At 61.9% G+C, this 21,872-nt stretch carries 16 protein-coding genes; 10 read left to right on the top strand and 6 right to left on the bottom strand.

Annotated features, from left to right (window positions below; all coding sequences use genetic code 11):
* Window positions 1–169 precede the first annotated feature (169 nt).
* Window positions 170–328 (bottom strand): hypothetical protein, encoded by a 159-nt coding sequence (locus ONB52_17570; GenBank protein ID MDZ7417945.1) that lies wholly within the window; start codon window positions 326–328, stop codon window positions 170–172.
* Between the two features lie 303 nt (window positions 329–631).
* On the opposite strand from ONB52_17570, the gene ONB52_17565 reads away from it, so the two are divergent.
* The 9 genes from ONB52_17565 (at window position 632) to ONB52_17525 (ending at window position 12,430) form a co-directional block, all read left to right on the top strand.
* Window positions 632–2,104, top strand: coding sequence for an amidohydrolase family protein (locus ONB52_17565; protein ID MDZ7417944.1), 1,473 nt, complete (start codon window positions 632–634; stop codon window positions 2,102–2,104).
* Between the two features lie 162 nt (window positions 2,105–2,266).
* Window positions 2,267–2,989, top strand: coding sequence for a hypothetical protein (locus ONB52_17560; protein ID MDZ7417943.1), 723 nt, complete (start codon window positions 2,267–2,269; stop codon window positions 2,987–2,989).
* Between the two features lie 12 nt (window positions 2,990–3,001).
* Window positions 3,002–3,592, top strand: coding sequence for a phosphatase PAP2 family protein (locus tag ONB52_17555; GenBank protein ID MDZ7417942.1), 591 nt, complete (start codon window positions 3,002–3,004; stop codon window positions 3,590–3,592).
* Between the two features lie 3 nt (window positions 3,593–3,595).
* Window positions 3,596–4,546, top strand: a complete 951-nt coding sequence (locus ONB52_17550) for a bile acid:sodium symporter family protein (GenBank protein MDZ7417941.1) — start codon at window positions 3,596–3,598, stop codon at window positions 4,544–4,546.
* Between the two features lie 863 nt (window positions 4,547–5,409).
* A complete protein-coding gene (locus ONB52_17545; protein ID MDZ7417940.1) occupies window positions 5,410–6,369 on the top strand; it encodes an SDR family oxidoreductase in 960 nt (319 codons plus the stop codon).
* Window positions 6,344–7,153 carry an SDR family oxidoreductase gene (locus tag ONB52_17540; GenBank protein ID MDZ7417939.1) on the top strand — a complete coding sequence of 270 codons (810 nt, stop codon included), beginning with the start codon at window positions 6,344–6,346 and terminating at the stop codon, window positions 7,151–7,153. The genes ONB52_17545 and ONB52_17540 overlap by 26 nt, the downstream gene beginning before the upstream one ends.
* Window positions 7,154–7,406: 253 nt before the next feature.
* A complete protein-coding gene (locus tag ONB52_17535) occupies window positions 7,407–9,569 on the top strand; it encodes a S46 family peptidase (GenBank protein MDZ7417938.1) in 2,163 nt (720 codons plus the stop codon).
* Window positions 9,570–9,604: 35 nt separating this feature from the next.
* The gene (locus tag ONB52_17530; protein MDZ7417937.1) at window positions 9,605–10,951 is read left to right on the top strand and encodes a glycoside hydrolase; all 1,347 of its coding nucleotides are present in this window, start codon (window positions 9,605–9,607) and stop codon (window positions 10,949–10,951) included.
* Between the two features lie 303 nt (window positions 10,952–11,254).
* Window positions 11,255–12,430: a hypothetical protein gene (locus tag ONB52_17525; protein ID MDZ7417936.1), complete on the top strand. Its 1,176-nt coding sequence runs from the start codon at window positions 11,255–11,257 to the stop codon at window positions 12,428–12,430.
* Between the two features lie 170 nt (window positions 12,431–12,600).
* Here the strand turns inward: ONB52_17525 and ONB52_17520 are convergent, their stop codons facing one another.
* Complete coding sequence (locus tag ONB52_17520) at window positions 12,601–12,996, bottom strand: hypothetical protein (GenBank protein MDZ7417935.1); 396 nt, start codon at window positions 12,994–12,996, stop codon at window positions 12,601–12,603.
* 47 nt (window positions 12,997–13,043) lie between these two features.
* A complete protein-coding gene (locus ONB52_17515; protein MDZ7417934.1) occupies window positions 13,044–15,965 on the bottom strand; it encodes a S8 family serine peptidase in 2,922 nt (973 codons plus the stop codon).
* 281 nt (window positions 15,966–16,246) lie between these two features.
* Here ONB52_17515 and ONB52_17510 point away from each other — a divergent pair, with 281 nt between their 5' ends.
* Window positions 16,247–16,699, top strand: coding sequence for an MOSC domain-containing protein (locus ONB52_17510; protein ID MDZ7417933.1), 453 nt, complete (start codon window positions 16,247–16,249; stop codon window positions 16,697–16,699).
* A 26-nt stretch (window positions 16,700–16,725) separates the two neighbouring features.
* Here the strand turns inward: ONB52_17510 and ONB52_17505 are convergent, their stop codons facing one another.
* From ONB52_17505 to ONB52_17495, 3 genes are all read right to left on the bottom strand, one after another.
* Window positions 16,726–17,394, bottom strand: coding sequence for a class I SAM-dependent methyltransferase (locus ONB52_17505; protein ID MDZ7417932.1), 669 nt, complete (start codon window positions 17,392–17,394; stop codon window positions 16,726–16,728).
* 16 nt (window positions 17,395–17,410) lie between these two features.
* The gene (locus ONB52_17500; protein ID MDZ7417931.1) at window positions 17,411–18,727 is read right to left on the bottom strand and encodes a RagB/SusD family nutrient uptake outer membrane protein; all 1,317 of its coding nucleotides are present in this window, start codon (window positions 18,725–18,727) and stop codon (window positions 17,411–17,413) included.
* Window positions 18,728–18,890: 163 nt separating this feature from the next.
* Window positions 18,891–21,854 (bottom strand): SusC/RagA family TonB-linked outer membrane protein, encoded by a 2,964-nt coding sequence (locus tag ONB52_17495; GenBank protein ID MDZ7417930.1) that lies wholly within the window; start codon window positions 21,852–21,854, stop codon window positions 18,891–18,893.
* Window positions 21,855–21,872: the final 18 nt, after the last annotated feature.

Here is a 21,872-nt window from a genome sequence, read left to right as displayed (position 1 = left end):
CGCTAAAATCCATTTGACAAAGACTGCCGGTTTGGTTACCATAGCCGCATCCTTTTTCACACGCAACTCACGGGCCCATGGCGACGCGCAAAGAATTTCCGACCACCGCCACGCTTGCCGGCAGGGATGCAACCCTGAAGCACGCCGTCCCCAATTCACCCACGCCTTCTCACCGGGCAGCATTCCAGACCTTCATCGCGATCGGCGCGGCCGCCTTCCTGGATCTGCCGGTGTTTGCGCGGATCGACCAACTGGTCAAAATCACGGCGACGCGGGCGGGCAGCCGGTGGCGAGCGCGCAGCCGCCGGCCCTGCTGCCAGTCGTGCATTCAGCTCCCCGGCCCCGGGCGTTGGCCGCGCATGGCTTTGTATGGTTGACATGGGATGGCGCGCCGGCAACGCCGGTTGGCAGCCGGTGGTGGAGCTTGCCCGTTCTGGCGGGCAGCATCTTGATGAAAATATTCTTGCCAGGCAAAGCAGCGTCCGGCCGCGGGATCCCGCACGACTAAAATCCCGTGGCGGCTGACCTTGTTGATCCCGTCACATCCGGGCGCATGAAGCAAATGTGAGGGCCATTGATGATGGCGCAAGCGCATCGGAGTTCATGCTCATCGAGACCGCCGGCGGCTGCCATGCTGGGCGTTCTGTGTTTGCAGCTGCTGGCGCTAAGCCCGCCGTTGCCCGGCCAGCCGCCCTCACCGCAGCACGGCCGGCGGCCGGCAGTGTTGGTCATCACCGATGCCATGCTCATCGAGGGCAACGCCACGCCCGCCGAGGGGCCGGTGGATATCGTCATCCAGCACAACCGCATCGCGCGCATCACGCGCAGCCGGCCGGATGCCGGCTATCGCCACACGGCGGAGGCCGTGATCCAGGCGGCGGGCCAATACGTGCTGCCGGGCTTCATCAACATGCACGGCCATTTGCAGGATGAGCGTGCCGGCCTCCCCATGCCCTTCGACTATCAATACAAACTCTGGCTGGGCTGCGGCATCACCACCGTGCGCGACGTGGGCAGCGACTATGACAAAGCGCTGGCGGAGAAACGCAAGAGCGCGGCCAACACCATTGCGGCGCCGCGGCTGTGGCTTTATTTCTGGTGTCCGGGCGGCGACAGCGAGGCGGAGATCCGCGCCAAGGTGCGGGAGCTCAAAGCCAAAGGCGCGGAGGGTTTGAAGTGCCATCAGATGGACCGCGCCACCTATCTCATCGTCGCCGAGGAAGCGAAGAAACTCGGCCTCAAGCTGGCGCATCACGCCGGCGTGGAAGATCTCAATGCCTGGCACGATGCACAAGCCGGCACGAGCACAATCGAGCACTGGTATGGCGTACCCGAGGCCGCGCTCACGGGCGTGCAGCAGTTCCCGCCGGATTTCAATTACAACAACGAGCTGCACCGCTTTCGTTATGCCGGCCGCCTGTGGCGTGAAGTCGATCCCGCAAAACTGCGGCAAGTCTTGCAGGCCCTGGTGCAGGCGGGCGTGGCGTGGGATCCGACGCTGTGCATTTACGAAGCCTGCCGCGATTTGCAGCGCGCCTTGACCCAGCCCTGGTTCAAGGACTATCTCCATCCCGCGCTCGCCGCCTTTTTCCAGCCCAATCCTGATTTTCACGGCTCGTTCTTCCACGGCTGGACCAGCACCGATGAGGTGTATTGGAAGGAGAACTACCGCCTGTGGATGCAGGCCATCCGTGAGTTCAGCCGGCTGGGCGGCGTCGTCACCACCGGCGAGGATGCCGGCTTCATTTATCAAATCTACGGCTTCGGTTATTTGCGGGAATTGGAGCTGCACGCGGAAGCGGGCTTTCATCCGCTCGAGGTGATTCAGCATGCCACGAGCAACGGCGCGCTGGTGCTCGGTCAGGCGCATGAGCTGGGCCGCCTGAAGGCCGGTTATCTTGCCGATCTCATCGTGGTGGACGGCAACCCCCTGGAGAATTTGCGCATTCTCTATCCCGGCGGCAGCGAGGCCACTCTCGACCGCCAGCGCCGGGGCGGCGGCATCGTTTGGACCATCAAGGACGGCATTCCCTATCATGCGCCCACTTTGTTTGCCGAAGTGCGGGAGATGGTGAGAGTCGCGCGCCAGACTGCCGCGCCCTGACCGGATCTGCCGCACGCTGGCAGACCATGGCCGAGTCCCCTCTCCGGCAGCCCTGCCAGGCAACAGCCACAGCCGGTTTGCGCAGGAGGCATGTGGCAACCATTGCCGGCATGCCGGCAATGCAACAACGTTTTCACAGCGCGCTTCCCCGGAGGAAAGAAAATGAGAATACGCAGCCACAACATTCTTAAAATCCTGCCCGCCCTGCTCACACCATTGGCGCTGGCGGCACCGGCGCACAGCCAGTCGGTGAATTGGGATTTCACCTTCGGCGCGATTTATCCCGCTCACATGGCGGGTGGTGTTTACGGCGGCGCCTGGCTGGGCACCAGCATCGATCGCACCGGTGTGTGGCAGTGGGATTTCGCGGTGGGCGCCGGCGTGCATCGCCGGCACTATCGCGACCTGGCCTTCGTCGCCGGCGAGGCGGTGACAGGCGTGCGGCCAACTGCTGAAATCGATTTCACCCGCACCATGCTGCCGCTCATGGCCGGGCCGGTGCTCAAACTCTCCCTGCTCGAAATGAATCTGCCCAATCTGCCCGGCTTGGGCTGGGCCGCCAAAACCGGCATGGACAAAGTCACCTCGCTCGAAGACACCGGACTGTTGCTGCGGCCGGTGGTGTGTCACACCATTCTCTGGAGCCGGGAGGCGAACGCCAACGGCACGCCCAGCGAGAGGCGCCAGTATCGCGCCTGGGGTTGGGGGGCGGAGGCCGGCGTCTACTTTACCACCGATGACGGCATCACCTCCACCCTGTCGTTGTTGTATCACGACGTGCGCGTGACGCGCAAGCAGGGCAGCGTTGTCACCGGTCTGCCGCAAAATCGCCGGGTCGATCTCAATGGCGTGGCCTTTCTGCTGACCATGGGTTTTGGCATGTAAGCGTGATGCCTTATGCTCGAACAGCTTCTGCAAATCGACATTGCCCTGTTCTTCTTCGTCAATCACACGCTGCAATGCGGGGTGCTCGACTGGCTCATGCCGATCGTCACCAACCCGCGCAACTGGTTTCCGCTGTTTGCCGCGGTTTATGTCTGGCTGTGGTGGAAGGGCGGCCCGACCGGCCGCAGCGCCGCGCTGCTGATCATTCCGGTGATTCTGCTCAGCGATCAAATCGCCGCCTTCGTGCTCAAGCCCTGGTTTCAGCGGCTGCGGCCGTGCGTCGTGCTGGAGGGGGTCCACATGATTTTGGGCAAAAGCACCTCGTTCTCTTTCCCCTCCAACCACGCCGCCAACTCGTTTGCCGCGGCAGCACTGTTCACGCACTTTTATCCGCAGCAGCGCACGCCGCTTTATGCCTGTGCCTTTCTTTCCGGCTTCTCGCGCATCTATCTCGGCTTGCACTATCCCTCCGACGTTGCCGGGGGCGCGCTGTTCGGGATGACCTGTGCCTGGCTTGTACTCAAGGCGCATCAGTTCGCCCGGCAACACTGCGTTCCCGGACGGCCGCAGCCGGCGGCTGAACAACCATCACAGAAGCAATGAAGAATGACGGAGGAGATCCTCAGCTTGCCCGCCCTGGATGCCATCCCTCTCAACTTCAACCCCGCCACGCTGACGCTGCTCAATGTGATTCTCGGCGTGGTGATGTTCGGCATTGCGCTGGATTTGCAACTCGGTGATTTCAAACTGGTGCTGCAGTTTCCCCGGTCCATTTTGATCGGCATGCTCGGCCAGTTCATCCTGCTGCCGGCCCTGTCCTTTGTGCTGGTGTGCCTTCTGGCGCCGGCCGCGAGCATGGCGTTGGGCATGCTGTTGGTGGCCGCCTGCCCGGGCGGCAACCTTTCGAACTTTCTCACCTATTTCGCCCGCGGCAACACCCCGCTGTCTGTGTGCATGACGGCCTGTTCCACCGCCGCCGCGCTGGTCCTGACACCGCTCAACTTCACCTTCTGGGGCTCGCTTTATCCGCCGGCGCACGCGCTCTTGCGCAAAATCGCGCTGGATCCGGTGGATCTCATGACCGCGGTGTTGTTGCTGCTGGGCCTGCCGTTGGCGCTCGGCCTGCTGCTGGCGTATCGCCGGCCACGGCTGGCCACGGCGCTCAAACGACCGATGAAAATCCTCTCGCTGCTCTTTTTCGGCGGCTTTGTGCTGGCCGCGCTGCTGGCGAATTGGGACAACTTTGTGAATCATGTCGGCCGGGTGGCGTTTGCAGTAATGGTGCAGAACGGCCTGGCACTGGCGGGTGGTTATGCTGTTGCCCGCGCAGCCCGGCTGCCCGAGCCTGATTGCCGTGCCATCGCCATCGAGATCGGCATCCAAAACTCCGGCTTGGGATTGCTGTTGATCTTCAATTTCTTTGGCGGCCTGGGCGGGATGGCGCTGGTGGCGGCATGGTGGGGAATTTGGCACATCATCAGCGGGACAACACTGGCATGGTTGTGGTCGCTGCGCCCACCGGCAGCCGGTAACACTCGTGGAATTTCGCAGGGATAAAAATGGCACATGCGTCGTCGTTCGCAGTGACCTTATGGAGTGACGCGGGCATCCCTGCCTGCCAACAAGATGATGTCCAATGCTGCTATCTGATTTTGCATGCCGGCTTGCTGTTGCTCAGAATAAATGGCGGGTTCACAAAACGCCGTCAGTTATTCCAGGTCGAAGTCACACGAGACTTTTTTCGAATGTCGAGCGGCCTGACTGCGAAATTCGCCCGTTTGCCGAGGGGGTCACGGCTTCTCTCCCACGAAATGGCTTTTTCCGTGGGAGCGCTGCTTGCGTGGGAGAATTTTTGTGTTTGATCCTGATAGCTTATGATTGAGTCGCTGTCGTGCTATAAACAGAGCGTCCCGGGCGGGGCTGCTGGGCGTGCGCCCTCTCAGCAGCGCCGGGAAACAGCTCCAGCGGGTCGAACTGTTTATACCTGAATTTTGCATGTTAGCTTGCTGTTGACCGAAAGAAATGTCTCGTTCCCCAAACTCCGTCAGGAGTGCACTGTTTGTAGACATTCGAAGCTTGCGCGTCTTTAAACTCCGCGAGGAGTGGCCTGTAGAATTTCCCGTGATCTGACGCGGTTTTTTGAGCAGAGCCGGTCAGGTCACTCCTGACGGAGTTTGGGGAAATGCGATATGCCGCTTGACTAAAAACAGTTCACTCCTGCCGGAGTTGACCGCACGTTGGCCTGCCAAATTCCTCATGCCCCATCCCCCGGATGGTTGGGCGTCGCGATCAAATCGGCGTTGCTTGCGGAGCCCGGCTCGCGCGAGTCGATGCAACGGCCAAGCCGTTGCAGAAACAGTCTCACAACCTCCTGAAATGGCGCGTTCTTTCACCCTGCCAATGAGCAGGACGCGATACGCATGAAAAACATTTTGATCACCGGCGCGGCCGGCTACCTCGGCAAAATCGTGCTGGCGGATCTGGTGACACAACAACGTGCCGGCGCCCTGCCGGCCTGCACGCTGGTCGCACTCGACGTGCGCGCCACCCCACCCGAACAACAGCTTGCTGGCGTGCAGTACGGGCAGCTCGACATTCGTTCCCCGCAACTGGTGGAGCTTTTCCGGCGGCATGGCATCACCACAGTGGTGCATCTGGCGGCGATTTTGGTGCCGCGTGATCGCGCCCTGGCCGAGGCCGTCGAAATCGGCGGTTTGCAAAATGTGCTGCACGCCTGCCTCGCCACCGGGGTCGAAAAAATCATCGTGACTTCCAGCGGCGCCGCCTATGGCTATCACGCGGACAATCCCCCGCTGCTCACCGAGCAACATCCGCTGCGCGGCAATGACGAGATTCCCTACGCGCGTCATAAACGACTGATCGAAGAGCTGCTGGCGCGTCACCGCCGCGAACACCCCGAATTGCAACAGGTCATCTTCCGGGTGAGCACGATTCTGGGGGAAACCACGCACAACCCGATCACCGCCTACTTCGAAATGCCCTGGTTGCTGGCGGTCAAGGGCAGTGACAGTCCGTTCGTTTTCATTTGGGATCAGGACGCGGCCGCCTGTATACGCCAGGCCATCTTCACGGACAAAACCGGCATCTACAATCTCGCCGGCGACGGCACACTCACGCTGGCAGAGCTTGCCCACATGCTGGGCAGGAAAACGTTGACTTTGCCGGCAGGTTTGTTAAGATGGGGATTGGCGCTGCTGCACAAACTGCGGCTGACGCCCTACGGCCCGGCCCAACTCGATTTTCTGCGCTACCGGCCGGTGCTGGACAATACGAAACTCAAACGCGAGTTCGGCTACACGCCGGTGCTGACCTCCCGCGAGGTGTTCGCCCGTTATGCCAAAGCGCGATTTCAAAGATAAGGTCGTGATCATCACCGGTGCCGCCGGCGGTCTGGGCCGTGCGCTCTGCCGCTGCTTTGGCGAGGCCGGCGCCCTGGTGGTCGGCATCGACCGGGCGGCTCAGGAATTGGAATGCCTCGCCCGCGCCTTTCAAGCCACGCCCGTCCGTTTCACCGGCCATGCCGGCGACGTGACCGATTGGGAAGTCACCCAAAAACTCGTGCAAAAAATTCTGCAGGACTTCGGCCGCATCGATGTGCTGATCAACAATGCCGGCCTCAGCCATCGCAGCCGCTTCGCGCACACCAATATTGAAGTGATTCGCCGCGTGCTGGCGGTGAATTTTTTCGGCGCGCTCAACTGGACCGCGGCGGCGCTGCCGGCGTTGCAGCAAAGCCGGGGCATGATCATCACCCTTTCCAGCGTGGCCGGCTTCTCGCCGCTGCTCGGCCGCACCGGCTATGCCGCCAGCAAGCACGCGTTGCATGGCTTCTTCGAAAGCCTGCGGCCGGAACTCGAAGCCGAAGGCGTTGCCATCATGCTGGTGTGCCCCTCCTTCATCGACACGGCCATCAACAAAAACGCGCTGGGCGCCGATGGCAATCCGGTGCGGCACGAGCAGGTGGTGGTGGGCAGGAAGATGGCACCGCTGGCCGCCGCGCAGCGCATTTTGCAGGGCGCGCGCCGCGAAAAACAACTGTTGCTGGTGGGCAACATCAGCCGGCTGGCTTACTGGCTGAACCGGCTGGCGCCGCGCTTTTACGCCCGTGGCATGGCCAGGCGCTTGCGCGCGGAAATCGAATGAGACCTTGCAGGGTTTTCATCCAACGGCCAGGCCGTTGCAGAGCCAGGCTCGCGGGGGTCTGCCGGTGCAGAGTAATGCCTCAGTTACATGTGGAGACGCAGCGCAGACTCATTGACTGCAGGCAGCGATGCCTGCGTTACTCAAAAAGTTTCCGAAGGATGACGGTGCGGGGAAGTGGCCGGCACTCTGACCAAGCAGGCAATGACGCATGATTCAGACAACAAATGCGACGAGATGCTGCAAGGAGTTTTCCATGCGACGTTTTCTTCTTATTGTGGCGTTCTGCCTGGCGCCCGCGTTGCAGGCGGCGCCCGACGAGGGCATGTGGCCGATCAGCGACATTCACAAATTGCCGCTCAAAGACCGGGGTCTGCTGATCGATCCCACTGCCATTTACAATCCCAACGGCGTGAGTCTGATCGACGCCATCGTCATGGTGGGTGGCTGTACCGGCTCGTTTGTTTCCCCGGAGGGCTTGATTCTGACGAATCATCATTGCGCTTTCGGCGCGGTGGCGGCCGCCAGCACCGCGGAGAAGGATTATGTGAAGCGTGGCTTTCTCGCCGCCACGCGGAACGAGGAAATTCCGGCCAGGGGGCTCACCGTGCGCCTGATCGAATCGTATCGGGACGTGTCCGCGGAAGTGTTGAGCGCCGTCAGCGGGGAAATGGACTACAGTGAGCGCGCCAGGGCCCTCGAGCGCAAGATCAAGGAGATGGTGCAGGCCGCCGAGCAGGCACAGCCGGGCCGGCGTGCGGAAATCGCGGAGATGTTCATCGGCAAAACCTACGTGCTGTTCCTCTACACCCATCTCAAAGACGTGCGACTGGTGTATGTGCCGCCGCGCAGCATCGGCGAATTTGGCGGCGAGGAGGACAACTGGGTGTGGCCGCGCCACACCGGCGATTTCTCCTTTCTGCGCGCCTATGTGGCGCCGGATGGCTCGCCGGCAGAGTATTCCCCCGACAACGTGCCCTATCATCCCAAGGCCGTGCTGCGCGTGGCGCCCGAAGGCGTGAACGAAGACGACTTTGTCTTTCTGCTCGGTTATCCCGGCCGCACCTACCGCCACCAGACCGCGGCCTATCTCGCCTTCGAGCAAGAGGTCCGCATGCCCTATGTCGCCGATCTCTATGAGTGGCAAATCAAAACGATGGAGGAGCAGGGACGCGCCGACCGCAGCGTCGCGCTCAAACACGCCAGCCGCATCAAGAGCCTGGCCAACACCATGAAAAATTATCGCGGCAAACTCAAAGGTTTGCAGCGCCTCGCTCTGGTCGAGCAAAAGCGGGCGCAGGAGCAGGCGCTGCAGGCATTCATCGCGGCGGATCCCGGCCGCCGGCAGAAATATGGCACGCTGCTCGCGGAAATCGCGCAGGTCTATGATGACATGCGGGCGACGGCCGAACGCGATCTGCTGCTGCAACATCTCGGCAGTGTCACGCTGTTCCGCTTCGGCTTTTCCGTCTACGAAGCCAGCCGGGAGTTGCAGAAGCCCGACCTGGAACGCCTGCCCGCCTACATGGAGCGCAACTTCAACACCACCAAACAAAGCCTGCAGCAGGCCGTCGCCGATTTTCATGAGCCGACCGACAGGATTTTTTTGAAAGAGCTGCTGTTGCGCGCCGCCCGGCTGCCGGCCAAGCAACGACTCGCGGCGCTGGCGGATATCGTGGCAGGCGATGACCCGCAGAAAACCATCGACAAATTCATCCGGCAGGCGTATGCGCGCAGCAAACTCAAAGACGGACGTTTTTTGATGGCCTGCCTGGAAAAACCACCCCGGGAATTGCAGAAATTGAAAGATCCGTTCCTCACTCTGGCACAGTCGCTTTATCCGGCCTATGAAGAAATGCGACGGCAGACGCAACGCCGCAACGGTGCCCTGGAAAAACTGTATGGCCAGCTCATTGAAGTGAAAAAGGAATTCCGCCAGGCCGATTTCATTCCCGATGCCAATCGCACACTGCGCTTCACCTATGGCCGCGTTCGCGGCTATTCGCCGGCGGATGCCGTCTACTACCGGCCGATCACCACGCTCTCCGGTGTCATCGCCAAGACCACCGGCCGGGAGCCGTTCGATACACCGGAAAAACTCATCCAACTGCATCGCGCGAAAGACTACGGCCGCTTCGCCCACCCGCAATTGCACGACGTGCCGGTGGCGGTGCTCTACAATCTCGACACCACCGGCGGCAATTCCGGCAGCCCGCTGCTCAACGCCCGCGGCGAACTGGTGGGCGTGAATTTCGACCGTGCCTTCGAGGCCACAATCAACGACTATGCCTGGAGCGAAGACTATAGCCGCTCGATCGCAGTGGACATTCGCTACGTGCTGTGGGTGACGCAGAAGTTTGCCGGCGCCGATTATCTCCTGCAGGAAATGGGCATCACCCCGTCGGCCGGCAATGAGTGAGCGGCGTTCACACTCAGCTCCTGGAGGATGAAGCCATGGCTGCCCTTGTGACCGGCCTGTTGCTGCTTCTGTGGCTGATGCCGGCGGTGGCGCAAAACCTGGCGCGACCGGCGGTGCGCGTCAACCGCAGCGCTCGCAATCCCAATGAGGTGGCGATCGCCATCAATCCGCTGCATCCGCACAACCTGGTGGCGGTGTCGCATGCCAGCGGCCGCCATCTCGGCACGCGCGTCACCAACTATGCCTACACCTCCTTCGATGGCGGCCGCACCTTTTTCGAACAGCCGCTGCCCAACCCCGAAAAACGGGTGCAGGGTGATTGCTCGGTGCGTTGTGATGCCGGGGGCAACTGCTACAGCGTGTACATTTCCTTCACCGGCTTCCGGCGGGAAAATGTTTCCGGCATTTTTTGCATCAAGTCCGTGGATGGCGGCCATTCCTGGCTGGAGCCGGTGGCCGTCTACGATCTCAACACCGCCACGCCCTTTCAGGACAAGCCCTATTTCGCCATCGACAACACCGGCAGCGCCTGGCACGGCAATATCTACATCGCGTGGACGGAGTTCACGACCTACGGCAGCGCCGCACCGGAGGACAGCAGCTTCATCTTGTTCTCGCGCTCCATCGACGGCGGCCGCTCCTTCCAGGCGCCGCAGCGCGTCAATGAGCTGGCCGGCGATGCCCGTGATGATGACAACACCGTGGAGGGCTGCGTGCCGGCGGTCGGGCCTGACGGTGAAGTTTATCTGGCGTGGGCGGGCCCTGACGGCATTTATTTCGACAAATCACGCGATGGGGGCGTGACCTTCGGGCAGGATGTGGTGGTCAGTCCCATGCCCGGAGGGTGGAATTTCGACGTCGACGGCATTTACCGCTGCAACGGCATGCCGGTCACTGCTTGTGATGTGAGCCACGGCCCCTATCGCGGGACGATCTATCTCAACTGGATCGACCAGCGTCACGGCGATCCCGATGTTTTTCTGGCATGGTCCCGCGATGGCGGCGCAAGCTGGAGCACACCGCGGCGCGTCAATGATGATTCCGTGGGGAACGGCAGGGAACAATTTTTGACCTGGCTGGCGGTCGATCCGCAGGACGGTGCGATTTATATTTTGTTTTATGATCGCCGCGCGGCGGGCAGCGATGCCACGGCCACGCACGTGTACCTGGCCGCCTCTTTCGATGGCGGCGAAACGTTCCGCAATTACCGTCTCTCACCGCAGCCTTTCACCACCAAAAAGTCGGTGTTCTTCGGCGATTATACCGGTATCGCCGCACAAGCTGGCTATATTCTGCCGATATGGACGGCGTTCACCACCGCCGATTCGTTGGAGCTGCGCACACTGCCCCTGCGCAAGGATGATTTGCTGCCGGGCCGGTGAGGCCGCCGCACCGCAAGCATAAAATCTCCGGCCGCTTCCGCGCTGGCGCCTCGACAGGAACAGGAACCTGTTTTTTCGACTGGTGAGGCGCCGGAGCCGGATGCCCGGCGGGTATCTTCGTTGGCGGGCAGGAACGATCGCGTCTCTTTGTCATCCTGACGAGTTCCTGACGCCGGTTTGCGCCTGTCTGCAGGCGGGATGCCCTGTGCTGAGCTGTGGCCTCCCGTGCAGCGCGGAGATCCCGTCCCAAATGCAAGCTGCGGCGTTGTCGTGGGATGCAATACAAACTCAAGGGAGCCCATTGTGAAAAGTAACCATGGCTGGTCGGTGCCGGCCGGATCGAGCCGGCGCCTGCGGAAGGTCACAAGCTGCTGCCTGCTGTTGGCCTGCTGGTTTGCCACGGGCGCGACGCAAAGCAACGGGAGCAGCGATTCGCTGCGCTACACCGGCGAGGTGCATCTGCGCAACGTACGGCAACTGACTTTTGGCGGAAATAATGCCGAGGCCTACTGGAGTTATGATGACAAGCAGCTCATCTTTCAGAGTGACTGGGCGCAGATCAATCCGCAGGGTTGCGATCAGATCTTCGTGATGAATGTGAACGGCAAGCCTCTGAAGAGCGGCAAACAATACGAGCTGCTTTCCACGGGGAAGGGGCGCACGACGTGCAGTTACTTTTTCAAGGATGGCCGCTGGCTCTATGCCTCGACGCATGCCGCCAGCCCGGATTGCCCGAAAGGCATGATGTTCGCCCAGGGCCGTTACGTCTGGGCGTTGTTGCAGGACTACGAAATCTATGTCGCTGGCCCCCAAGATCACACCCCCAGACTGTTGCTTGGCGGGCCGGGCTATGACGCCGAGGCCACCCTCTCACCCAACGGCCGTTATCTCGTCTACACCTCGACTCGCTCCGGCGATCTTGAACTTTGGCGTTTTGATTTGAAAACCGGCGAAAATTTGCAATTGACTTCCGAGCTGGGGTATGACGGCGGCGCCTTCTTTTCGCGCGATTCGAAACAGATCGTCTGGCGTGCCAGCCGGCCCACCGGTGAAGAGGCCATCGCCTATCGTGAGTTGCTCGCCCAAGGGCTGGTCGAACCCAAGGCGCTCAACGTTTTCATTGCCGACGCCGACGGCAAAAACGTGCGCCAGGTCACCCATCTCCCCGGCGCGAATTGGGCGCCGTTTTTTCACCCCGATGGCAAACGGGTGCTGTTCTGCTCCAATCACCATTCGCTCGACAAGGGCGGCCGCAACTTCGATATTTTCATGATCAAGACCGACGGCACCGGCCTGGAGCAGATCACCCATACCGACACCTTCGATGCTTTTCCCATGTTTTCCTACAGTGGCCGGCAGCTCGCCTTCTGCTCGAACCGCAACACGCAACGCACGCCCACGCGCGACACCAATGTCTTTGTTGCCGACTGGGTGGAAAAGCCCGCGCGCGCGGATTCGAACTTTGTGAGTTGGAAATAAGCGGGCCCGGCGCGTTTGGCCTCGCGCTCCGGCCGGCGGCCTGCTCCAACCGAAAAAAATCCCACGGCAGCAGCATTCTAATAAAACTGCTGGCGTGGGATTTTGCATTGGCGGCAGGAGGGCAGGCTGGCGAAGGCTTCACCTGTGCCGTGCAGCTTCCAGCCGCCACGTCATGAGCGGCGCCACCAGGTGAAGCGCCGGGCGCTCTCCGGTTTCTCATAGCCCCATTCCCTGGCCAGGGCATCCGCGGCATCTTCCGGATCTTCATCCGTGGTGCGGCCGCGATTGCGCAGCCAGGCATGCGCGAATTCATGCGCGATGACGTAGTTGGCAAACTCCAGCGGCGCGGTGCTGAGCGAGGACTTCCAGGCGATCATGCGGCTGCCGTTGTTGCCCACGCCCGGTGGCGCAAAATGCAATGAGTTGCCGGCCGGATCGCGAACATCGTACACCGCCATGCGAAAGCGGTCGTCGTTCACGATATCGGACACCACTTCCGGCGGCAAACTGGCGAGCACGGCGCTGATGCGCTGGCGCAAATCCGGCGCGTCAATGAAACGGCTCACGAAAGCCACTGCCAAGCGCCGGCGTTCGTCGTTCTCCGGGTGTGGCATCAGCGCAGCAGCACCAGTTTGCGCGTTTGTATGAAGCTGCCGGCAGTGAGACGGTAAAAGTAAATGCCATTCGGCACCAACCCGCCGGCGGCGCTGCGGCCGTCCCACATGACCCGGTGAAAACCGGCAGCGCGCCGCTCGTGCACCAGCGTGCGGACTTTTTGTCCGAGCACATCATAAAGCTCGAGGGTCACCGTTTCCGCCACCGGCAATTGAAACGCAATCGTGGTGCGGGCGCCGCGCGCCTCCCTGACCTGAAAAGGATTGGGAAAATTCTGCGCCAGGCCAAAGGCGGTGGGCAGTCCGGGCGTGCGCGGCTCAGACACCTGCGTCGCGAACAGGCTGCGCCACAAGGCCTGCGCCGCATCGGCATTGGCCTGCAAATCGGCGAGATTTTCGCCGGCGAGCAGCGCAAAACCCACCGTGACGACGCCATGAGGCGCAAGGTCGAAAGGGCCGGCGGCCACCACGAAGGAAACATCCGCCGGGCCGGCGCGTTCGAGGCCGATGCCGCCGCTGATCGACTGCCATTTTTCCGTGTCGGTGAAGCCGTCATGCAGCCCGATGCCGGTGAAGCCGGGCGCATTGGGATCGTTGTAGATGGCCTCGTAGTTGAAGGGGCTCTCACTCACCAGCGACATGCCGACGTAGGTTTTGGGCCCGCTGCCGCTGTCGAAGGCGTAGCCCAGCCGGCGGGAGGCATCATGGTCGGTTTTGTTGGTGGCAAAGGTGCCGCCGTCAATATCCCAGTCGAAAAAAACACCGAAATGAAAATTGTTCAGCGGCGTGTCCTTTTGATTTTCGATGCTGTAGCGCAGCAGGATGAAGTCATCGTGGGGCGCGTCCTTCATGGCGAAGCTTTCCTGGGTGATGCGGATGTTCATCGGATTGTTGGCGGCGCCGTCTTCGAAAATACCGAGACTTTCCTGATCGCTGCGGGTGCCGGGCGCGAGCACGCGCAGATCGCCGTTCGGGGCAATGGTGAAGTCCTGATCATTGAGTTGCTGGCTGCCGGACAACAGGCCGCGCACGGCATTCGAAATTTGCGCGGGGCCGGTGCCGGCAATGATGCCGCCTTCAAACAGCAAACTGGGGCCGTTTTTGAAGCGAAAGCCCACACCGCTGGCGGCATCCGCGGGGTCGAGATTGCCGAGGCGGCCGATGTTGGTCACTGTGGTGGCAATGTTGTTGATGTTGATGGCGCCGGCGGTTGGCAAAATCGTCAGGGTGAAATAATCGCGATCTTCATACTCGTTGGTCACGAGACGCAGGGTGAAGTCCACGGGATGGCCGCTGGGCGCATTGCCGGCCACGGTGAAGCGCAACGGCGTGGTGAGCTCGGCCCGCTCCTGCGTGCCGAGCGCCGCCAGCCTGGCCGTGGCGGAGGTGAGCGTGATGTAGGCATCGCTTTCCAGCAGGCTCACACTGATGCCGCTGGCAGCGGCAAGATAGTTGTGCAGCGTGATCCAGACATCGACGGTTTCACCCGGTTCAATTACGCCATCGCCATCACTCTCCACGACACGAACGCCGGTCAGGCGCAGGGAGGGCAGGCTCTCGGTGACGGCGCGCTGCGCATTGATGCGGCCGAAACCCAGCAGGCCCGCATAACCGGGATTTTTGCTGTCGATGTTGTCGGCCGTGACGCGCACCTGCTCCGCCGCCTGCAAGCCATTCCAATCTGGATGCCGGGTGCGCACCAGCGCCACCAGGCCCGCCACCAGCGGGCAGGACATGGACGTACCGCTGAATGTGGCATACTGGCCGTGGTTGACAGTGCTCAAAATGGCGGTGCCGGGTGCCGCAACATCCACCCAGGTGCCGTAATTCGAAGCGGGATTGCGCGTGTCACTGTTGGTGGTGTTGGCCACCGCCAGGACATGGCGGTAAGCGGAGGGATAATGCAGCGCGCGGGAATTGTTGTTGCCCGCCGCCGCCACGATCGCCACCCCCAAATCGGCGGCATAATCGATCACTTCCTGCTCGAAGGCGGAATTGCTGTACCCGCCCCAGCTCAGACTGATGATGTCGGCGCCGTTGTTTACGGCATACAGGATGCCTTCGAAGCCATAGGTGATATAGCGGTCGGTTGCCGAATCACTGGCGCACACCGCCATCAACTTCGCGTTCCAGCTCATGCCCGCCACGCCAGTGTTGTTGTCGGTAACCGCGGTGGCGAGGCCCGCGGTATGCGTGCCGTGATTGGCATTGTCCGGTGTGCCCGCCAGGCCGGTGGGATCCGGTGTGTTGTTCGCGAAGTTCCAGCCGTGCACATCGTCGATGAAGCCGTTGTGGTCGTCGTCCACGCCGTTGCCGGCAATCTCGCCGGGATTGCGCCAGAGATTCGCCGCGAGATCCGGATGGCCGATGTCTGTGCCGCCGTCAACGATGGCAATCACCACACTGCCCTGCTCGCCCTTCACCGCGTCCCACGCCTGCGGGGCGCGCACGAGATTATAAAAGGTCTGGTTGGGAAACGAGGGGTCATTGGGGATGGCGATGATGGTGTGTCGGTATTTCGGCTCGGCATAGATCACCAACGGACTTTGGCGCAGTGCGGCCGCCACCTGTTCCGGCGCCGCACCGCCGTGGAAGTGGGCGAAATAAACGTTGTCGAGCCGCCGCGCCGCGCGCGCCTGCCGCCGCTGCCGTGCCGGCAGAACTTGTTGCAATCGCTGAATGCGCTGCGCGCGCAACAAACTGTCAAGTGCCGGCCGGCCGGTGGCAGTGAGAGTTTCCGCAAGCAACTGCTCGCCTGCGAATTTGACCACCACCACGCCGGGCACGGCAACCTGGGGATTCGTTTGTCGCGATCCTGCGCCTCCCGCCAGGGTGTCGGCGGCTCTTGCAGGAAACGCCGCCATCAAACTGACCCACATCCCGCTCACGGCCGCGACGGCTGCAATTCGAGTCCGAAACATGCGAAGTCCTTTGTCTTGGGGGTTGAAAGTGAATTGGGGTACGGCTGTCTTCGCGCCTTAAGAAATGTGCAACAATAGCGTCCCGCCCCCGGAAAAGCAAGGGCTTTTTGCAACCGGTCACCGGCTGTTCGCACATCTCAAACCCAATCATCACGCCTTCGGCTTCAAACAAAACGCGCACCGGGAAGACAGGCAGAAACGGCGGGCAGGGAGTTTTGCGATACATGCGGCGACTGTGCTTTTCCGTTGCCGACCCAGGACAAAAACACAAAGGGAAGACCATGCCAACAACAGGCAAACTCGAACGAATCTGGATCAAACGCGCCAGGCGTGGCCCGATGGACCCGCAGCCAGCCGCACGACTGGTGGCGGGCCGGGGGCTGGTGGGCAATGCCAATCAGGGCGGCAAGCGCCAGGTGACGATCATCGCGGCGGAACGCTGGGCGGAGATGATGCAGCAACTGGGCGCACAGCTCGATCCCGCTGCCCGGCGTGCCAATTTGATGATCAGCGGCTTGCCATTGCAGGACAGCCGCGGCCGCCTGCTGCAAATCGGCCACTGCCGGCTGCGCATTCTCGGCGAAACCCGGCCGTGCGAACGCATGGACGAGGCCCTGTCCGGGCTGCGCGCCTGCATGGAACACCACTGGGGGGGCGGCGTGTTTGCGGAAGTTTTGGATGATGGGGAGATCGTGGTGGGTGATGCGGTGAGCTGGATCACCGCCACAAGCTGAGACCGCTGCTGCCGGACACACCCCGCTCAGGCGGCCGGCTTGGGTGCGGCGCAAATGAAAAGAATCGCGGCCGGCGCGAGAGTGTGCGGATGCAGGGGCTCCCGGCATTCCACCAGGCGCAGGCCGCAGCGCGTGAAGAGATTGAGCCACGAACGGACGGTGCGAAAATACCACGGCGCGGGCCGGGTGAACCCCGGGCCGCATCCCTGCCATGAGCCGGGCCGCCAGCCATCGCAATCAGGCTCACGGCCGCAAGCCACCCGCGGAGGCAGCGTTTGCACAAACAAGCGGCCGCGGTGACTCCGCAGCGCCGGCACAGCACGCAACCGTTTCTCCACCGATTTCTCACCCAACAGGGAAAAATTGCAGACGACCGCATCGAAACGGCCGTGCGGGGCCAGCGCGCCCGCGGCAATTTCTTCATCCGAACACACGGCAAACGCCGCCCGACCGCGCTGCCGCGCCGCTGCAATCAACGCCGGTATGGCATCGACACCCAGCACTTTCCGGCCCGGCTGCGCCAGACAGCGGGCCAGCCAGCCTTCTCCACAACCGAGATCGAGCACACGCCGTGGTTGATGATGTCGCACGGCCGCGAGAATCGCCTGATCCGCAACCAGCTTGCGGCTGGCGAGTGTTGGTTTTTCATGAAAGTGAAGCGCCTCGCAAAAGCAGGGGCACGGCCCTTCCGCCATGCCCCTGCCATTCGCTTCAGATGGTGGGATCCGCCGGGGTGTTGGGATTGTTCAGCCGTTCCTGGTCGGGATAGGGATAGAAATTGCGGTTGCGCTCGGGGTTGGGATCGAGCGGACCGGGACGGCCCAGCCGGCGGCTGTCTTCAAGATGCAAGCCGGTCATGAACAACTCGGCAGTGCGCTGGCGGTAAATTTCTTCCAACAACGCCGCTTCGGTCACCGCGCCACTGTAAGCCGGCAAGCCGGCCGCGACGCCGAAGGGATCGCTGGTTTTGGTGCGCACCGCGTTGATCTCATTCACCGCTTCGGGCAGGCGGCCGAGCCGCACCAGCGCCTCGGCTTTGATCAAATTCATCTCGCCGGGCAGATACACCGGAATCGCCTTGTTGGCGGCATCGAAGAAACCCTTAAGGTCATCGATGGGCAGATTGTAGGGCGAGGGATTGGTTTTGTCTGCCGGATTGAGATAGAACGCCAGCCGGCCGTCACCCGGTTCAGTCAGCCGGCTGCCGAAGTTGTCGCGCGGGGCATAGTTGCGGTTGATGAACACGAGCTGGTAAATGGGATTGGGATTGCGATCATCGTAGGTGAAAACCGATTTGGCGGCGGGGTTGACACTGCCCGCGATGTCGAGCGCGGCTTGATAACGGCCGGCCATCAGGTTGTAGCGCGCCCGCATGGCATTGATCGTGTTGAGCAGATCGAAATTTCGCGCCAGGATCTGCGTATTGAATTCGTTGCTCACCGGCGTCGCAGCCAGCAACTGCGTGGCGGCATCAAGCAGACGGATGGCGGCAAGCAACACCTCCTGCCGCGGTTGGAACACCGCCCGGCCGTTCTTGTCCAAATCGACCGGCGCCTGCTCGAACGACTGCGCCAAAAAGCCCATCGCCATGGCCTTGTAGAGATGCGCCAGAGCGATAATGCCGCTGCGCGTGCCGCCCTCCAGTTGCACTTTGGGCGCGCTGGCAATCAAGTCATTCGCCATGCCGATCACCCGGATCGGCCGCGCCCACAGCGCCAGCACGTTGCCGTTGCCGGTGGTGACCTGGTTGCCGCCGTCCTGCAGTTCCAGCAGGTTGGTGAAGGTGGAATTGATCGCGATTTCGCCGCTGGTGACACCCGGCGTCAGAATCACCGGTTCCATCACGCTCACGGCGAAATTTTGCTGCATGCCCACGGCCAGCGCGATCACGCCGGCGCGCGTGGTCAACACCTGATCTTCCGAGGCGCTGTTGGGGTTGGTGACATCCAGCGAGCAGGCGGTGAGCACCACCAGCAGCATGCCTGACAATAGCAGCGCCACTTTCGGGGTATGAAGAAAACGCTTCATCAGTTGGATTCTCCCAAATGAGGGTTTGCGGCAAAAACGTCCTGCCGGCCAGCCGGAAAGAGCGGAGCGTCACGCCCCGTGTTGCACAAAACGCGTCGCACGGACGGGCGCCCGCCGCCGCGCTCCACCCGCGGGCAAGACGACCAAGCAAGACAGCAGCACGCTAGTAATTCAATGTCACGCCGAAGGAAAACGTGCGCGGAATCGGCACTTCGACGAAGTCAAAGCCCCGCACGCCCGTGCTCTGGCCGGCGGTGTTGATTTCCGGATCATAGCCGCTGTAGTCATCGATCGACAGCAGATTGCGGCCGATCAGACTCAGCCGCAGGCTGCGCAGACCGAGCATTCTGGGATGCAGGTCATACGACACCGCCACTTCACGCAGTTTGATGAACGAACCGTCTTCGATCCAGGCGCCCAAAATCGAAAACAACGCGGTGTTGTAGCCCGCCGGGACTTTGCCCTCCAACTCGCGCTGGTAGTCGACCAGATTGCCGTAAAGCGGCCCGCGTGCGCCCACCCGCCGCGTGAAGTTGAACACGTCGAAGCCCTGCACCGCATCGACCTGGGCCCGCACCGACCAATTGCGGCCGATCTCCAGCTCATTGAGCCACGAGAAGGTGAAATCGGGATTGGGGTCGCCGGTGACGGTGCGAATGGTGCCGCCGGTGGGCTGGCCGGTTTGCGGATGGCGGCTGCGCTGCTCGGGTTGCGGCAGGCCCGCCGGCGTCAGCAGCAAGCTGCCGTCGGGATTGCGCGCATAGAAGGTGGTGTAGAACACGCCCAGCGGCTTGCCATTCACCGCCGCCGATTGGCCGAAAGAATCGGCCAGCAGCAGGATACCGCTTTCGATGCCGTTGACCTCGTTCTTGTTGGTGGCGTAGGTGAAGGTCGTGCTCCAGCGCAGACTGCGGCTTTGCAGCGGCAGGGCGCGCAACAGCACCTCCCAACCCTTGTTGTCCAGCGTGCCAATGTTTTCCAGACGGCTCGAGAAGCCGGTGGAGGGTGCGAGCGAACGGAACAACAGCAGGTCGGTCACGTGCTGATTGTAATAAGACAGCTCGACGGCGAGTTTGTCGCGCCACAGGCTGAAGTCCACGCCCACTTCATATTCGCGCTGGCGCTCGGGCTTGATGTCGGCGGTGCCGAGCTGCGTGCTGGGCACCAGGCCGGATTTGCCGTCATAGGACACCGGGCTGTAGTTCGTGAAACGGTCAAAGGGGCCGATGGCAGTGAGATTGCCGGATTCGCCCCACGAAGCGCGCAGCTTGAAGCTGGGAAACACGCCCGCCAGGCCGCCATTGCGCCAAAAACTTTCATCGGAGAGCAAATACGAAGCACTGGCTTTGGGATAAAACTGCCAGCGTTCCTCCTTGCCGAACACCGAGGAGGCATCGACGCGGCCGGCAACCGTGACAAACAGCCGGTTGGACAGCCCGAAGGTCTGCTGGACAAACGCGCCATAGATGACATTGCGGCTGCGGAATTCGCTGACCGTGAGTGTCGCGCCGCTCGGCACGATTTGCGACACCGGGCTCAACTGCGTCGCTTGTGCGGCAAAGTTGCTCGCCCTCTCGTATTGCAGCGTGCCGCCCACCACCGTGGTGGACTGCAGCGAAGCGGACAGTTCGGTTTGATAACGCACGTTGACATCGTTGTTCAACTGCAGAAAATCGCGCTCGCCGCGCCGCGAGAAACCGAGCGGATAGAGCGCCGCCGTGGTGCCCGAGGGGATGTAACCCGTGCCGATCTGATTGTAGGTGTCATAGCCCAGCGTGTAATCCACGCTCAGGCCGCGCCAGGGCGTGAGGCCGAGCTGCAGATCACCAATGAAGCGGCTGCTTTGCTGGCCGAATTTGAACAGATCGATGGCCTGCACCGGGTTGGTGCGGTTGATGGCAGCCGTGTTGGGATAAACACCATTGACCGGCCGCGGGTCGGTGATATTGGGCGAAAAGATAAACCCGGTGAGGGCGCCATAGGCCTCGTTGATGCCGCCGTTGGGCACCTCATCGCTCTGGCTGTAGGTGTAATTCGCGCCGGCCGAGAGCCGCGCCCAGCTCGACAGGGTTTGATCGATGCGCGCCCGGCCGCCGGTGCGATGATAGGAGGTCTTGTTGACGATGCCCTCGTTGCCGAGGTAGGAGCCGGAGAAATAGTATTGCGTGTTGGCGCTGCCGCCGGTGATCGAGAAATTGTTCTCCGTGCCGTAGGCGCGCCGGAAAATGAAATCCTGGTAATCGTAGCGCGTCACCGGCTTGGCGGTGGGGTCGCTTTGCGGCTTGTCGAACGGATACCTGTTGACCTCCAGGGTCTTGCGAATCGCGCTGGTCATGAAACGCGAGGTGAGGCTGATGCGCGGTTCCCCGATGCTGCCGCGTTTGGTGAAGATTTGCACCACGCCATTGTTGGCACGCGAGCCGTAGATCGCCGCCGCCGCCGCGCCCTTGATCACCTCGATGCGCTCGATGTCCTGCGGATTGAGATCCACCAGCCGGTTTTGCCGGTAGCCGCCAAGATCGATCAACTGTGGCGAATCGTTGCTCACAATCACGCCATCGACGATATAAAGCGGGTCGGCATTGCCCAGCACCGTGCTGGTGCCGCGCAGCCGCACCGTGACACCGCCCGCCGGGTTGCCCGAGTTCTGGCTGATTTGTGCGCCGGCAATCTTGCCGGTGAGCGCGGCGTCGATCGCCGTGGCACCGGTCGCCTCCACCGCGCGGAGGTTCACCGTGGAAATGGCATTGCCAAGCTGCCGCTTCGCCGTGGCCACGGAAGTGCCGGTGACCACGACTTCATCCATTTGCAGCGCATCAACAGTCAGCGAGAAGTTGACCTCGGCAATCCCGCTGGTTTGCGTGACACGCTGCCGCGCGGTTTTGTAGCCGATCAGGCGCGCTTCCACCACCGTTTCCGCGCCCGGCGACGGCACCAAAATGGTGAATTTGCCGTTCACGTCGGACGCGGCGCCGCGCGTGGTGCCGGGAATCAGCACGTTGGCACCGACCAGGGGCTCGCCGCGATCATCCGTGACCGTGCCCTGAATCGTCAACTGGCCGTGGGCAGCCAGCGGCATCACAGCGAGCAACAGCAGCATCGACAAACAACGTCGCAGATTGAACATGAAATTCCTCCCTGACGG

The organism is candidate division KSB1 bacterium, from assembly GCA_034506255.1.
Taxonomy (GTDB): Bacteria; Zhuqueibacterota; Zhuqueibacteria; order Zhuqueibacterales; family Zhuqueibacteraceae; genus Coneutiohabitans; species Coneutiohabitans thermophilus.
This window is presented reverse-complemented; position numbering and strand designations above follow the sequence as displayed.

Excerpts from the sequence above, each read along its gene's own strand:
- ONB52_17570 (MDZ7417945.1), bottom strand. The coding sequence starts at position 328 with ATGCACGACTGGCAGCAGGGCCGGCGGCTGCGCGCTCGCCACCGGCTG.
- ONB52_17565 (MDZ7417944.1), top strand. The coding sequence starts at position 632 with ATGCTGGGCGTTCTGTGTTTGCAGCTGCTGGCGCTAAGCCCGCCGTTG.
- ONB52_17560 (MDZ7417943.1), top strand. The coding sequence starts at position 2,267 with ATGAGAATACGCAGCCACAACATTCTTAAAATCCTGCCCGCCCTGCTC.
- ONB52_17555 (MDZ7417942.1), top strand. The coding sequence starts at position 3,002 with ATGCTCGAACAGCTTCTGCAAATCGACATTGCCCTGTTCTTCTTCGTC.
- ONB52_17550 (MDZ7417941.1), top strand. The coding sequence starts at position 3,596 with ATGACGGAGGAGATCCTCAGCTTGCCCGCCCTGGATGCCATCCCTCTC.
- ONB52_17545 (MDZ7417940.1), top strand. The coding sequence starts at position 5,410 with ATGAAAAACATTTTGATCACCGGCGCGGCCGGCTACCTCGGCAAAATC.
- ONB52_17540 (MDZ7417939.1), top strand. The coding sequence starts at position 6,344 with ATGCCAAAGCGCGATTTCAAAGATAAGGTCGTGATCATCACCGGTGCC.
- ONB52_17535 (MDZ7417938.1), top strand. The coding sequence starts at position 7,407 with ATGCGACGTTTTCTTCTTATTGTGGCGTTCTGCCTGGCGCCCGCGTTG.
- ONB52_17530 (MDZ7417937.1), top strand. The coding sequence starts at position 9,605 with ATGGCTGCCCTTGTGACCGGCCTGTTGCTGCTTCTGTGGCTGATGCCG.
- ONB52_17515 (MDZ7417934.1), bottom strand. The coding sequence starts at position 15,965 with ATGTTTCGGACTCGAATTGCAGCCGTCGCGGCCGTGAGCGGGATGTGG.
- ONB52_17510 (MDZ7417933.1), top strand. The coding sequence starts at position 16,247 with ATGCCAACAACAGGCAAACTCGAACGAATCTGGATCAAACGCGCCAGG.
- ONB52_17505 (MDZ7417932.1), bottom strand. The coding sequence starts at position 17,394 with ATGGCGGAAGGGCCGTGCCCCTGCTTTTGCGAGGCGCTTCACTTTCAT.
- ONB52_17500 (MDZ7417931.1), bottom strand. The coding sequence starts at position 18,727 with ATGAAGCGTTTTCTTCATACCCCGAAAGTGGCGCTGCTATTGTCAGGC.
- ONB52_17495 (MDZ7417930.1), bottom strand. The coding sequence starts at position 21,854 with ATGTTCAATCTGCGACGTTGTTTGTCGATGCTGCTGTTGCTCGCTGTG.